The 13,306-nt window shown below is 35.9% G+C and carries 11 protein-coding genes; all 11 read right to left on the reverse strand.

Annotated elements, in window-relative coordinates; all coding sequences use genetic code 11:
* Nucleotides 1–85: 85 nt before the first annotated feature.
* On the reverse strand, nt 86–763 hold the full coding sequence (locus B5D55_RS03600; protein ID WP_078932635.1) for a hypothetical protein: 678 nt from the start codon (nt 761–763) through the stop codon (nt 86–88).
* Between the two features lie 998 nt (nt 764–1,761).
* The gene (gene cysK / locus B5D55_RS03605; RefSeq protein ID WP_078932636.1) at nt 1,762–2,691 is read right to left on the reverse strand and encodes a cysteine synthase A; all 930 of its coding nucleotides are present in this window, start codon (nt 2,689–2,691) and stop codon (nt 1,762–1,764) included.
* A 434-nt stretch (nt 2,692–3,125) separates the two neighbouring features.
* Nucleotides 3,126–3,314 carry a hypothetical protein gene (locus tag B5D55_RS03610; protein WP_078932637.1) on the reverse strand — a complete coding sequence of 63 codons (189 nt, stop codon included), beginning with the start codon at nt 3,312–3,314 and terminating at the stop codon, nt 3,126–3,128.
* Between the two features lie 9 nt (nt 3,315–3,323).
* Complete coding sequence (locus B5D55_RS03615) at nt 3,324–6,536, reverse strand: type I restriction endonuclease subunit R (RefSeq protein ID WP_078932638.1); 3,213 nt, start codon at nt 6,534–6,536, stop codon at nt 3,324–3,326.
* A 32-nt stretch (nt 6,537–6,568) separates the two neighbouring features.
* Complete coding sequence (locus B5D55_RS03620; protein ID WP_078932639.1) at nt 6,569–7,726, reverse strand: ATP-binding protein; 1,158 nt, start codon at nt 7,724–7,726, stop codon at nt 6,569–6,571.
* A 387-nt stretch (nt 7,727–8,113) separates the two neighbouring features.
* Entirely contained in the window at nt 8,114–9,250 is a 1,137-nt protein-coding gene (locus B5D55_RS03625; RefSeq protein ID WP_078932640.1) for a restriction endonuclease subunit S, read from the reverse strand.
* 116 nt (nt 9,251–9,366) lie between these two features.
* A complete protein-coding gene (locus tag B5D55_RS03630; protein ID WP_078932641.1) occupies nt 9,367–9,915 on the reverse strand; it encodes an LPD3 domain-containing protein in 549 nt (182 codons plus the stop codon).
* A gap of 13 nt (nt 9,916–9,928) precedes the next feature.
* Nucleotides 9,929–10,525, reverse strand: a complete 597-nt coding sequence (locus tag B5D55_RS03635; RefSeq protein WP_078932642.1) for a BRO-N domain-containing protein — start codon at nt 10,523–10,525, stop codon at nt 9,929–9,931.
* Nucleotides 10,510–11,160, reverse strand: a complete 651-nt coding sequence (locus B5D55_RS03640) for an ORF6N domain-containing protein (RefSeq protein WP_078932643.1) — start codon at nt 11,158–11,160, stop codon at nt 10,510–10,512. The genes B5D55_RS03635 and B5D55_RS03640 overlap by 16 nt, the downstream gene beginning before the upstream one ends.
* 9 nt (nt 11,161–11,169) lie before the next feature.
* Nucleotides 11,170–12,729 carry a type I restriction-modification system subunit M gene (locus B5D55_RS03645; protein ID WP_078932644.1) on the reverse strand — a complete coding sequence of 520 codons (1,560 nt, stop codon included), beginning with the start codon at nt 12,727–12,729 and terminating at the stop codon, nt 11,170–11,172.
* Between the two features lie 59 nt (nt 12,730–12,788).
* Nucleotides 12,789–13,010, reverse strand: coding sequence for a helix-turn-helix domain-containing protein (locus B5D55_RS03650; RefSeq protein ID WP_078932645.1), 222 nt, complete (start codon nt 13,008–13,010; stop codon nt 12,789–12,791).
* Between the last annotated feature and the right edge of the window lie 296 nt (nt 13,011–13,306).

Below are 13,306 nucleotides of genomic sequence, written 5' to 3' on the forward strand. Positions count from 1 at the left end.
CGGCAATTTACTATTAAGTTTGCACCGCAAACCTTCAGCATAAGGTAAGGCGAAATTTTCACCTGCTTTATGCATTTCTCAAAAGCTATTTATTTATTTTTGCTTTTAATAATTCACAACTATATTGAGCTGCTGTCATTAATAGGGTTATGGCATCCTTTTCAGACTCTTTTAGCATTACAAACAAGTCTTTTGAAATATCTTTCCATGTTTTTTGACTGATAAAATAATCCTTCAGTTTTTGATTCTCAAAATCAGCTATGGAAGCCAGTTGCTTCAATAAGTTTTCATCTTTTGTTTCTGTTAAAAAATCTAATATTGCAACTGCTTTTACTTTTATGATTTCTTTGTTGTAACTTGTATCTGTGTAATAGCCCTTATTTTTCATTGCCTGAATAAAATCTTCCCGTAAAACTGGATTTTCTTCTGCAAAAATAAACCAGTTATCTTCATAAGATATGTTTTGTGATTTTTGTTTATCGAGAATTATTGTCGCAACAGAATTTTCATCTGATTTTTTTCCGAATTTAATATTGGAATCGACCATATAGGAATTTAATCGAGTTGTATTTATACCAAGACTATAAGCCCTATCCCGATTACAACTTCCCTCTATAAGCCCATTCCTTTCCATAAATGAAAAAATAAAACATTCCAAATCTCTTTTAGGCATACTTCCAAAAGGATATTTGGAAAATTCATTAAAAAACTCGTCAAAAAATGCTTCTTTGACATCTTTACTTACATCTGCTTTTACATTCATTTTTTCCTCCAAAAGTTATTTAAAACAAAAAAGGCACAGATTTCTGCTATTAAAAGCAGAAACCTGTGCCTTTTTAAATTTTCTATTGTATATTTGTTGTATGTATATTCTTCGCCTAGAGAACTGAGAACTGAGAACTGAGAACTGAGAACTGAGAACTGAGAACTGAGAACTGAGAACTGACGCTACTCTTTTCCGATTTTTGTGTCAATAACATACTTAAGTAGTGTAACTCAAATTTTGTGTAAATGCAAATATGATTAAATAATATAAAACCGTAAAGGAAAAAAATCAAACTACCTCTGCACAATTTACTATACAAATCTAAATGAAAGTGCTATACTAATTTTGGAAGTGCTTGAACTGGCGCGTGCGCAGCATAGCTGCTTCGAGACTCACTAAAAACAGTCCACCGGACTGTTTTTGCCTCTACGAGGCCGTTCCCTACTCCCAAACTCTACCGGTAATTGCTGGAATTTAATTTTGGGAGGCTTTTATCACATAACTGCGAGTTTTGCTGTTTTTTGCAAAGCAAAAATGGAAACCTTGCGACCAAAGCAAAACTCGGTAAGCAAGCAATAGCTTGCGACCAGTACTCTCCTACCTACACGATAGAAAAGAGTAAAAAGTAAAGCCGCCCATACGTTCGCAATACATTGGACGGCTTTATAGCGCTAATGTGGAGACGACCGACAGAATCGGGCATTACGGTTGGTCAAGGCACGTTCGCCTTCGGCTACCTTAAAGCCTTGACTCAACCGTTTGCCGTGTGTATGAATTAATCATACACACCGTCATCCTCTTTCTTTTAATATACCACCGACTTGCTTTTTCGTCAAATCTGTAAAAATCAATATTGCACAAAACAAAAAGCCGGTCTTGAGCACTTACAAGAGCGACGAGTAATGGAGAAATCTCTGCTAAAATAGATTTCCTGACTCACTTCGTCCTCTTGAAATGACAAATTTCCTGTTTAAAACGGAAACTCTACATTCAGGTTAGTTAAAAAGCGGCGTACTTAAATACCTGTCGCCAGTATCCGGCAGAAGCGCAACAATTGTTTTTCCTTCATTTTCAGGACGCTTTGCAACTTCTATTGCAGCCCAAAGTGCTGCGCCGCTTGATATTCCCACAAGAACACCTTCCTTATGACCGATAATCCGTCCGGTTTCAAACGCATCGTCATTCTGCACGGCTATAATCTCGTCATAGATTTTTGTATCAAGAACGTCAGGAACAAAGCCCGCACCGATTCCCTGAATTTTATGACTTCCAGGAACTCCAGTTGAAAGCACGGCAGAAGAAGCCGGTTCAACAGCAACAACCTTTACGTCAGGTTTCTTTGACTTTAAATATTTTCCGACACCGGTAATAGTTCCGCCTGTTCCTACGCCGGCAATAAAGAAATCAACTTTTCCGTCTGTATCTTCGTAAATTTCAGGACCTGTAGTTTCCTCATGTGCCTTAGGATTTGCAGGATTTACAAACTGTCCCGGAATAAAACTGTCCGGCGTTACTTTTGCAAGCTCTTCCGCTTTGGCGATTGCGCCTTTCATTCCCTTTGCGCCTTCCGTAAGAACAAGCTCTGCACCATACGCCTTCATCAGCTGGCGGCGCTCAACGCTCATCGTTTCCGGCATGACGATTATGATTTTGTAACCGCGCGAAGCCGCTACGGAAGCAAGGCCGATTCCAGTGTTGCCGCTTGTAGGTTCGATAATCGTCGAACCCGGCTTTAATTTTCCTGATTTTTCCGCATCGTCAATCATTGCGCGGGCAATCCTGTCCTTTACAGACCCTGCCGGATTAAAATACTCAAGTTTTGCAAGAAGTTTTGCTTTAAGGGCAAATTCCTTTTCAATGTGCGTAAGCTCAAGAAGCGGTGTGTGACCTATAAGCTGGTCTGCAGAAGTGTAAATCTTAGACATAATGCCTCCATTTATTTTTTGCATAAAATTCAAAACCTATTTCATTAGTAGGTATTATATATATACTGTCAATTACCTATTTAGTCAATAGGTATTACACCTCAAAACAAACTTATTTCGCTTCTGCCATCACTTATTCAATTTTATGTAATACTCGCTGAAAAGCCCCTGCTCTTCAAGTACGGTTTCTATCCGGTGACAATTAATCTCATCAGAATCCAGCCCTATAAATTCCGCAAGAATGCTCTGAATGTACGATTCTTTAGGGAAGTGCTGATTAACACCTGAGGCGATTACTTAGCACTTCCCGTCAAATTGCCGTAAGTCATTGACTTACGGACAATTAGCTACATTCAAGGTTAACACTGAAAAATCCTCAATAGGATTCATTCAGTGTTTTCTTAGTTTTTTAAGACCATCTACAGAAATTCGCGTTAAAATAAAACAATGCGCGGAACAAACAGCAGCAAAAACAGCATAAGATATTTTGATGGAGTAAGTCCATCCACCTGCTGCAAACCGATGGCAGTCTGCCAAAGCTTACCTTTCTCCTGTTTGGAAGGTTCTGATTGGAAGATGTATGTATCGAAGTCTATTTCAAATGGGTTCTGTTCTTTTGGCATTCTATTTCCTTATTCTTCATACTTCTTGAAATTTTCAGCCTGCTCAAAAACTTCTTTAAATACTTCATCACGAGGAACTGGTGGATAGCCGTTATCATCAAGTAAGATTCTTAAATCGGCTTTCATTTCGGCTTTTACATCAATTCTCTGGTTCCAGTCTGTGTATTTTACATTCTTAGCTACGAGAAGTTTAATTTTCTTCGCAAGGTCAATCATCTTTTCTTCTGGATACTGATCTTCAAATTCAAATTTCTTTGCACAGGCAACAAGAATATCATAGAACGCCTTTTCTTCAAAATCAATTCCCATCTCTTCAAAAGATTTTCTGTCAGCCAACATATCTTCAAAGAGTTTATTTAATTGTTTTGCAACATCATCAAGAACCTGGCTTGCAAAATCACCATCTGCAAAACGATTGTTATAAGCGATGATAAGGCTGTTCAATCTATCAGAAAATTCTGTAGCTTTTACCTTATTTGTTTTCTTATATTCTTCAATAGCTTGCTTCAATAACTGTTCCAGAACTTTAATCTTTGTATTTGGCAGCTGAATCTTATTGATTTTTTCAAGATATTCAGGATTAAACAAATCAAAATTAATCTGCTTGCCAACCTGGAACAACTCTTCCACACCGTCAGACTTAATTGCTTCCTGCAAAATTTCCATTACATGATTATTCATCGTTGTAATATCTGGAGCATGACCTTTTGTAAGTTTGAAAAGAATAGCACGAACTGCAATATAGAAATTAATCTGGTCTTTTTCTTCTTTTGAAAGAGAATCGCTGGAAGAACAAAGATTGAATGCTTTTTTCATTCTTTTTGCAGCGGACATAAATCTTTTTTCAAGGTCATCGGTTAACTGAACATATTCAACAGCTTTATTTAATGTTTCAAGCTGCTGCAATGGAGTTCCATTGTAATAAAGTGAAGCATCAAATTTATTGAACATTGCTTTTAGAACGCTCAGCTGGTCTTTTACAATTACTACAGCCTTTTCTGAGTCTTCAAATTCTTCCTGTTCGCCAGAAGTATATTTTTTAAGAGCTTCATTCATTGCTCGCTTGATTCCAATGTAATCAACAATCAAGCCTTTCTCTTTTCCTTTATAAACACGATTTACTCGGGAAATAGTCTGAATAAGCGTGTGCTTCTGCAAAGGTTTGTAGATATAAATTGTATCAAGACACGGAACATCAAAACCTGTAAGCCACATATCGCAAACAATAGCAATTTTGAAATTTGACTTTTCATTCTTAAATTGTCTGTCGTATTCTTTACGGTCATCATGTTTTCCAAGCATTTCGTAAAGTTCTTTTACATCTTTTGCCTTGTTTTCAGTCATTACCATTTTGATTTTCTCAATAGGCTTTAACTTCTTAACTTCCTTTTCAATTTCATCAGGCTTTTTGCCTTCATTTTTTAATTTTTCTTTGAGTAAATCAATTTCTTCTTTTGTTGGATGCTGAACTTTCCATTCTGGACGAAGTGCAGTTATAGCTTTCCATAAATCAAATGCAACTTCCCGGCTGGAACATACAAACATTGCTTTTCCAAGAACAGATGCACCTTCTTTTACTCTCTGTTCATAATGAGCAACAAAATCTTTTGCAATCTCATTAATTACATCTGGATCACGGAGAATAGCTTCAAGATTTGTAACCGCCTTTTTACTCTGCTCTATTTGATTTTCGTTTGCTCCCTGAGCTTCGCATTTTGCATAATACGCTTCAATCTCCTGGATTTTCTTGTGGTCCAGGAAAACTTTTGCGGCACGACCTTCATAAACAAGGTTAACCGTAATTCCATCTGCAACTGATTCTTTCATGGTGTAAGTATCAACAACATCACCAAAAACCTGCTCCATTTCATCTATTGGAGTTCCTGTAAAACCAACATAAGTGGCGTTAGGAAATGATTCATGCAAAAAGTGTGCAAAACCAAATTTATGTTCAACAATTCCCTTTTTTTCATTAATCACAAGTTTTTCATCAAGATTATTCTGAGAACGATGGGCTTCATCTGAAATACAAATGATGTTAGAACGGTCTGAAAGAAGTTTTATATCCTCGCTGAATTTCTGAATTGTCGTAAGATAAACACCGCCGCTGGCTCGGTTTTTAAGTTCCTGCTTTAAGCCAGTTTTGTTTTCTGATTCATCATCACGAGCTTCAATGCACTTAATGTTTTCATCGCCAATGTAGTTTTTTGATTCCAAGAATATCTTTGAAAGCTGATCATCAAGGTCTGTTCTGTCAGTGATTACAACGATTGTAGGACTGTTGAATTCCTTGCTCTTCATAATCATTCTGGAAAGAAAAACCATTGTGTAACTTTTTCCGCAACCAGTAGCACCAAAATAAATACCGCCTTTTCCGTTGCCGTCTGGTTTCATTGCAGATTTGATGCTGTCAAAAAGTTTTGTTGCTGCAAAATACTGAGGATAACGGCAGACAATTTTTACTTCTTTATCAGTAGAATCTGGAAAGTAAATAAAATCCTTAATAACAGCAACCAAACGATCCATTCTGAAAAGACCATTTACCATTGTGATTAGTGAACTGATTCCATCAACTTCCTTGTCTGTGCTTTCAACTTTTCTCCAGGCATAAAAAAATTCATAAGGAGAAAAAAGTGAACCCATTTTTGTATTTGCACCGTCAGAAATAACGACAAAAGCATTGTATTTAAACAGTTCAGGAATATCACGGCGATAGCGAATCGTAAGCTGCTTGTATGCATCTTCAATAGTTGTGTTTTCTTTTATTGCAGATTTGAACTCCAGAACAACAACAGGAATTCCGTTTATGTAAACTATTCCATCTGGAATACGAAGCTGTTCCCTGCCCTGCACTTCAAGCTGATTTACAATGTTGAACATATTGTTTTCAGGCTCATCAAAATCAATTAACTGAATAAAAAGATCTTTCTGAGTTGGGTCATCACGGCGAAGAGTAAAACCGTTGCAAAGCAAATCCAGCACTTTTTTATTTTCATCATAAAGGTCAGAAGAAATATTTTTAATACGATTTATGGCAGAAGTAATTTCGTTTTCGGTGATATTTTGAGAACCATAACGGAACAAGAGATAATTACGAAGAACATCAATCAAAAGCACTTCAGTTTTTTCGTGATGAATCTCACTGCCAGTAATATGAGCATAACCTTGATTTTCAAAAAGCTCCATGATGGAAAGTTCTAGGTGGTTTTCGTCAAATTTCATATTTACTCCCATAAAAAGTCAGGAAGATTGTTTCAACAATCGATTGACTTTTCCGTAATAAATTCAAGATAATTTTCTTTGGAAATCACAGAAAAAGGAATTTCTGGATAATTATTAGAGAATGTTAGCGGACATTTTGCATTCGCCTTCTTTGGATTGTATTTAAATTCAAAGGCTGAAAACTTTCCATCAATCTCTTCTATAAAATCAACTTCCTGCTTTTGAGTTGTACGCCAAAAATAATATTTTGCCTTTCTGTTATGAAAAGCATTATTTTTTACTCGTTCGCTGATTAAAAAATTTTCCCAAATCATGCCAATGTCGGAACGCAAATCACAAGGAGAAAAATTTGAGATAACCGCATTTCTGACACCGTTATCATAAAAATAAATCTTTATACTTTTTTTAAGTTCATTTCGAACATTGCGGCTGTAAGAATGAAGATGAAAAATTACATAAGCCTTCTCAAGTAAATCCACATATTTTTGAACAGTGAGAGAGTCAATCCCTAAAAGATTTCCAAGTTCATTAAACGAAACTTCACTTCCAACCTGCAATGCAAGAGCCTGAACCAGTTTTTCAATCACAGCAGGCTTTCGTATATCCTGAAACTCAAAAACATCTTTATAAAGATAACTTGAAACAATATTTGAAAGAATTTCTTTTTCTTCACCTGGATTATTCACTACATCAGGATAAAAACCATAAACAAGTCTGTTTTCCAACTGTTTCATTTCATCCAGCATCGAAAAATTGTGAACAAGCTCATTTGTAGAAAAAGGAAAAAGATTGTATTCAAATTTACGCCCAGTCAAAGGCTCGTTAATCGTGTTAGACAAATCAAGTGCAGATGAACCAGTTACAGCAATCTGAACATCAGGAAAATTATCGTGAAGGATTTTCAATTTAAGACCAATATTTTGAACACGCTGAGCTTCATCAATGACAATAAATTTTGAATTTCCTACAAAAGATTTCAAACGAGCAGACGATTCATCAGCAAGAAGTTTTCTTACATCTATTTCGTCACAATTCCAGTACTGCACTGATTTTTCATCCGAATATTCAGAAAGAAGTTTTTGCAAAAGCGTAGTTTTTCCAACCTGACGAGAGCCCATCAAAATAATGACCTTACCTTTGCCAAGTTTTTGAGAAAGAATAATCTGTAAATCTCTCTTAATTTCGTTCATACCTTAATAATAAGAAATTTTTTCTGCCAAATCAATAAAAATTATAATATTTTTCGATTATATTCAGAAATTATTATAATATTTTTCGATTATAGGCTAGGAAGGGGAAGTCTCCCCTTGCGCTCCAGCCACGAGTCGCTACGCAAATGTCAAAGTAAACTTTGCCACTTGCTCCGCTTTGTCGTGTCTTCCGCTATCCCCTCTGCGGGGGACACCCCCGCAACGCCCCCGATATTGTCACACGGATTCGGAATTGCTAACGCAATTCCAAGAATAAATTATTTACAGATTTTCCGTTAGGAAAATCGAATACGCCACTTCGTGTCGTTTGCATGAGCGGAAATTATTTAACACGCCACTTTCGCGGCTTGTGCATCCGTGTGACATTTACCTTTTTGAAATCTGCGAAACAACAAATTGCCGTAGTTCTACTAATTCTTTTATTTCATTTTCAATTGTTCGCTGATAATTGAAAATCGGTTTACATTTTTCATTAAAATCTAATGCAATATTTGCTGGTGGAATTTTACATTTTAAGTTTTTGATAACAGATCCAGAGATTTCATCAAATGTGGTTCCACTTGCATTTTGTTTTAACATATCAACTTCTGACTTTAAGAAGTAATAAACATATGCAGTTCCAATATCTTTTTTTGGAACAAGGGATTTAAATCCCTGATTTGTACAAATGTCATTTTCTGCTATTGCTAGACAGCCAACAGGAGCTCGTGATGTTAATAACACGGTGCCTTTAGGCATTAATTTTGTACTACAACTTTTATAACCTTCTTCTGTTATGTCAGTTTCTCCTTTAGAAATATATTTATATCCCGTCGAAGTTAAATCTTTGGGAGAAAGCCATGGTATTCCTTTATCACAAAAATACTCTTTGACTTCAGTTGAAGGAGTAGCTCCTCCTATGATTTCTCCTAAATCTGAAATGATTCCATCATTCCAATCTTCACGATTAGAATAAATCTCTTCAAACAAACACTGTGCCGTCTTCTCCAAATTCTCATTAATCTTCTGCTTAATCCGTATGCGATTTGTGATGGCGTTGTAAGTGTCCACAATTTTCTGCTGTTCTTTTATGTCTGGAACTGGGAGTTTGATTTCACAAATATCATCCCATGTAATTCCACCACGAACACTTCCATCAGTTCTAAACCAGCAGTTTCTATCAAAATCATTTCGCTTAAAAATCAGCATCAAGAAATCAGGTATAACTTTATTTTCATCTTTTACCCTGAACATAAAATATGCAGGAGAAACAATTGCTGGTATATCTTTCTTGTACAAAGAAACAGGTAAACGTTCATCACGACCAACATGCATTGGATTACAAGCAAAAGTATTCATTCTAAGAAGTTTATAATTGCTTAAATCTGTTCCAATTGTATTTGCAACTGAAGGCATAAATTCTTTATCAATGCTGATTCCAAGAACTTCAGAAGTTTCTAGAGATTTATTTCGTTCATCAATGAGTTCTACAATGTCCCCAAGTTTTTTATAATTCGTACTCATTTCTTTATCCTTTTTAACAAGCGGATTTGCTCAGACCTAACGGTCTTCGCTTCTTAAAAGTGAGTGTCGTTAGACACGAACAAATCCGTTTGTTTTTTTTTATAATTCGTACTCATCTACTTTTCTTCCTTATTGACATCAGAAGTTTTCTGTGTTAGATTCAAATTATCGATGTGAGGTGTCTTAGTTGCCCTGTTCGCTGCATTTGCAGCCGCATCACTCAAGCCTTCGAATCTTTCGGAGGCTTTATTTATTTCATCAAGTTCAATTGAATATATTCTGTGTCCGTTAGCAAGGCTTTCTTTTACGGTAATTAAAACATCTGCTTTTTTACCGTTTTTCAATATAGCCGCCGAAACAAAGCGTTTTATAGATACAACATTCGGGTCTGCGGGATTTTTTAGGTTTCCGTGTGCAGTTACAAGAATCGCACTTTCATATAAAGGCTTTATTTTGGCGGCAAGTTCAAAATGCTCATCAAGTGTAAATCCATTATTCTTTGATTTTTCCAATGCCTTTGCACTAGTCATTTTATCCAATGATTTTTTAGAAAGGTTTGCTTCTATTCCTGTAGAGATGTTTTTTATTCTTCCTAAAAATGGCTTTAAAAGTTTTAAGAGTTCCGCACGTTTAAAATTTGCATAGCCATGTTTTGTTTCGCTCATCTACTTTTCTTCCTCATCTTCCAAAAAAACAGAGACCTTTGTATTCCTTGTATTCTTTTGCAGTTTTTCCTGCCCAAGTTTTGTAAATAATGTCAGTAAGAGTGGCAAACTGAACGCCTTCTTTTAAACCGTGCTTATTCCATTCATAAGTAAGCTCTTTTCGCATTTCAATTGTCTGAAGTCGCTGGTTTATCCAGTTTTCTGTATAACCTTTGGCTCTGTAAAAATCTGCACCACGAATAATAGCTTTTTCAGGATCTGCAATTTCATCAAGGCGTTCTGCACCTACCTGAGCAAGCCACATTTTAAAGGGTTCTGCTTTTGGTGAAGGAATTGACTGCACAAGTCTAAGAACATTTTTTGTGGAAAGAACATCAGTTTCGCGCATTTTGCCATCAGCAGCTGCCATTTTCAACTGTCCGATTTTTTCGGACAGTTCACTTCCTTCAATTGTAAGCTTCTTTTTTAGATCGTTCCAATATTTTCTTGGGCGTTCAGTTCCTGTAAGAATTTCAATTATATCTACAACCGAAAAATACCAGTCTTCTTCCTCTTCATTCCAAACTGTACGAATATTTTTATTTTCAAAAACTTTTATTTTGTTTTCCATACTCTCCCCCTACAACTTAATCTCGTACCCCAAATCCTTGCCGACTGAATGAAACTTTCAAACTTAGCATAAGCATCGAAAATCTGTCCCTGAAAGAAAATGCCTTGTTTTTCTTCGATTTTGTATTTGTCCATCAAAGTAAAAAGTTCATCAATCCGCTTGTCATTTTCTTTATGATGCAAATCGGATTCAATCAGATGTTTTTTTATGGAATCAATTTCCGCAAACAGATGAGAATTTGTCAAAACAAAATCTTTCATCTGTTTGAACAATCTTATCAAAGTTTTACTTTGCTTAACCGCAAGTTCACCTTTGAGAACTGTCATAAGCATATAAATTCCCTGCTCTGTGAACGCATAGGGATTGTATTTTATATTATGACCTCTACCCTGTGGCTCATCGTTCAAGGTCGAAATTTTCGACCTTGAAACAATCTTAACTTCATCATCAGTCAATTGAAATCTAAAATCTTCGTCAAATCGTTCAATATTATTTTTTACCTGTTCATTAAATCGTTTTGTCTCATACCCATAAATTTCCGCCAAATCACTATCAAGCATTACCTGAACACCGCGAATTGTATAGATTTTATTTTTCAAATCATTTTCATTGAGAATTATAATTTCATTTTCCATACTCTCCCCCTACAGCTTAATCTCGTACCCCAAATCCTTGAACACGTTCAACAGTTCTTTTTTGCTTTCTTCTTCCTGTTTGAGTAAATCTGTAAGTTCTGTCTGAAGAGTTTTCATTGTTGTATCAAAATCTGCTGTTTCATCATGGTTTACAAATTCAATGTAACGGCTAGGAACGAGAGTATATCCTTTTTCTACAATTTCACTCTTTTTGGCACTGTAACAAAATTCTGGAACATTCTGATAATCATTGTTGTCATTCTGCCAGTTGTGGAAAGTTCCAGTTACCTTGTTTCTTTCTTCCTGAGTAAGCTCCACATATTTTTTTTCATAGGGACTTCCCATCTGGCGAAGATCCATAAACAAAACTTCATCTTCTCTGGCACGGAATTTTCTCATTTTGCCGTTCTGCTGAACCATTCTTGCTTTTTTGTTCTTGTTCAAAATCCACAAAGTAACCGAAATATCTGTTGTATAAAAAAGATTTCTTGGAAGAATTACGATTGCTTCTATAAGATTGTTTTCAATCAGCTGCTTACGGATTTCAAGTTCCTGACCTTCACCACTCAGTGCACCGTTTGCAAGAAGGAATCCTGCAACACCGTTTTGAGAAAGTTTTGAAACCATGTGCAGAATCCAGCCGTAATTTGCATTGCTTGTTGGAGGAACTACATAACCATCCCATCTTGAATCCTGTGTAAGTTCATTTTCTTCACGCCAGTCTTTCTGATTAAACGGAGGATTTGCCATAATAAAATCTGCACGAAGATCTTTGTGCAAATCATTTGTAAAAGTGTTGGCAGCCTTTTCCCCAAGGTCACAAGGAATACCACGGATAGCAAGATTCATTTTTGCCATTTTGTAAGTTGTACTTGTTCCTTCCTGACCATAAACAGAAATATCTTTTGTACTGCCTGCATGATTTTCTACAAACTTCAACGACTGAACGAACATACCACCAGAACCACAACACGGGTCATAGATTTTTCCCTTATATGGCTCAATCATTTCGGCAATAAGATTTACTACTGTTTTTGGAGTATAGAATTCACCTTTACCCTTTCCTTCCTGAAGAGCAAACTTTGTAAGGAAGTATTCATAGACACGCCCCATAATGTCGTTTTCTTTGTCTGCAGTGGTCTGAATATTGTTAATTTCATCAAGAAGCGCTGCAAGTTTTGAAACATCAATTCCAAGACGAGAATAATAGTTATCTGGCAAAGCACCTTTTAATGTTGGATTCTGCTTTTCGATTGTGTTCAACGCTGTGTCAATCTTGAGGGCAATATCAGTCTGCTTGGCATTTTCCATAATGTATGACCAGCGGGATTCTTCCGGCACAAAGAAAACATTCTTCATTTCATAGAATTCCTGCATATCAATATATTTTTCTTTGCCTTCAGCTTTGAGTTCTTCCTTGCGGTCATTGAATTTATCATTAACGAATTTCAAGAAAATCAGACTGAGAACTACATGCTTGTATTCTGCAGGTTCTACAGTTCCTCGCAATTTATCACAAGAACTCCAAAGAGCATCTTCAAAACTCACCTGTTTTTTTGCTTTTGCCATTTTATAAATTCTCCTAAGGATATTTTACTATGCAAAGGTGCCAAAGAATGACACTTTAATTATTTTTCTTCAGAATTTTCGTTATTTACAACGCAAATATCGCCAACATCACAATGAAGCGCTTTACATATTTTCTGGAGACTTTCCATTGAAATATAATCACCTTTGCTGAGTTTAGCTAAAATGTTAGAAGAAATACCTGCCAATGGCATAAGTTCGGTTTTATTCTTAATTCCCATAGCAGCAAGCTTTTTCCAAAGTTTTGAATAGTCTATAAACATAATCCACCTTATTCTCATTATATCATGAAAACGTGAGAAAGGGAAACTTTTGTTAAAAAAAATGCCCAGAATTCGTAAGAATTCCAGGCAATCACCGAAATTTATAAAATCTTGCTACTATGCAGGATAAGACTCCTTTGTCTTTGTAATCAGCAGTTCGACGTTACTTCAGGCTGAATTTTTTTTTAAATTCAGCCTGATTTTTTTTTTAAATTCAGCCTAAATTTTTTTTTAAATTCAGCCTGAATTTACTTTTAAATTCAGCCTGAATTTTTTTTTAAATTCAGCCTGAATTT

The sequence above is a fragment of the Treponema porcinum genome (genome assembly GCF_900167145.1).
GTDB lineage: Bacteria > Spirochaetota > Spirochaetia > Treponematales > Treponemataceae > Treponema_D > Treponema_D porcinum.

Coding starts and splice junctions, on each gene's coding strand:
- B5D55_RS03600 (WP_078932635.1), bottom strand. CDS start 763: ATGAATGTAAAAGCAGATGTAAGTAAAGATGTCAAAGAAGCATTTTTT.
- cysK (WP_078932636.1), bottom strand. CDS start 2,691: ATGTCTAAGATTTACACTTCTGCAGACCAGCTTATAGGTCACACACCG.
- B5D55_RS03610 (WP_078932637.1), bottom strand. CDS start 3,314: ATGCCAAAAGAACAGAACCCATTTGAAATAGACTTCGATACATACATC.
- B5D55_RS03615 (WP_078932638.1), bottom strand. CDS start 6,536: ATGAAATTTGACGAAAACCACCTAGAACTTTCCATCATGGAGCTTTTT.
- B5D55_RS03620 (WP_078932639.1), bottom strand. CDS start 7,726: ATGAACGAAATTAAGAGAGATTTACAGATTATTCTTTCTCAAAAACTT.
- B5D55_RS03625 (WP_078932640.1), bottom strand. CDS start 9,250: ATGAGTACGAATTATAAAAAACTTGGGGACATTGTAGAACTCATTGAT.
- B5D55_RS03630 (WP_078932641.1), bottom strand. CDS start 9,915: ATGAGCGAAACAAAACATGGCTATGCAAATTTTAAACGTGCGGAACTC.
- B5D55_RS03635 (WP_078932642.1), bottom strand. CDS start 10,525: ATGGAAAACAAAATAAAAGTTTTTGAAAATAAAAATATTCGTACAGTT.
- B5D55_RS03640 (WP_078932643.1), bottom strand. CDS start 11,160: ATGGAAAATGAAATTATAATTCTCAATGAAAATGATTTGAAAAATAAA.
- B5D55_RS03645 (WP_078932644.1), bottom strand. CDS start 12,729: ATGGCAAAAGCAAAAAAACAGGTGAGTTTTGAAGATGCTCTTTGGAGT.
- B5D55_RS03650 (WP_078932645.1), bottom strand. CDS start 13,010: ATGTTTATAGACTATTCAAAACTTTGGAAAAAGCTTGCTGCTATGGGA.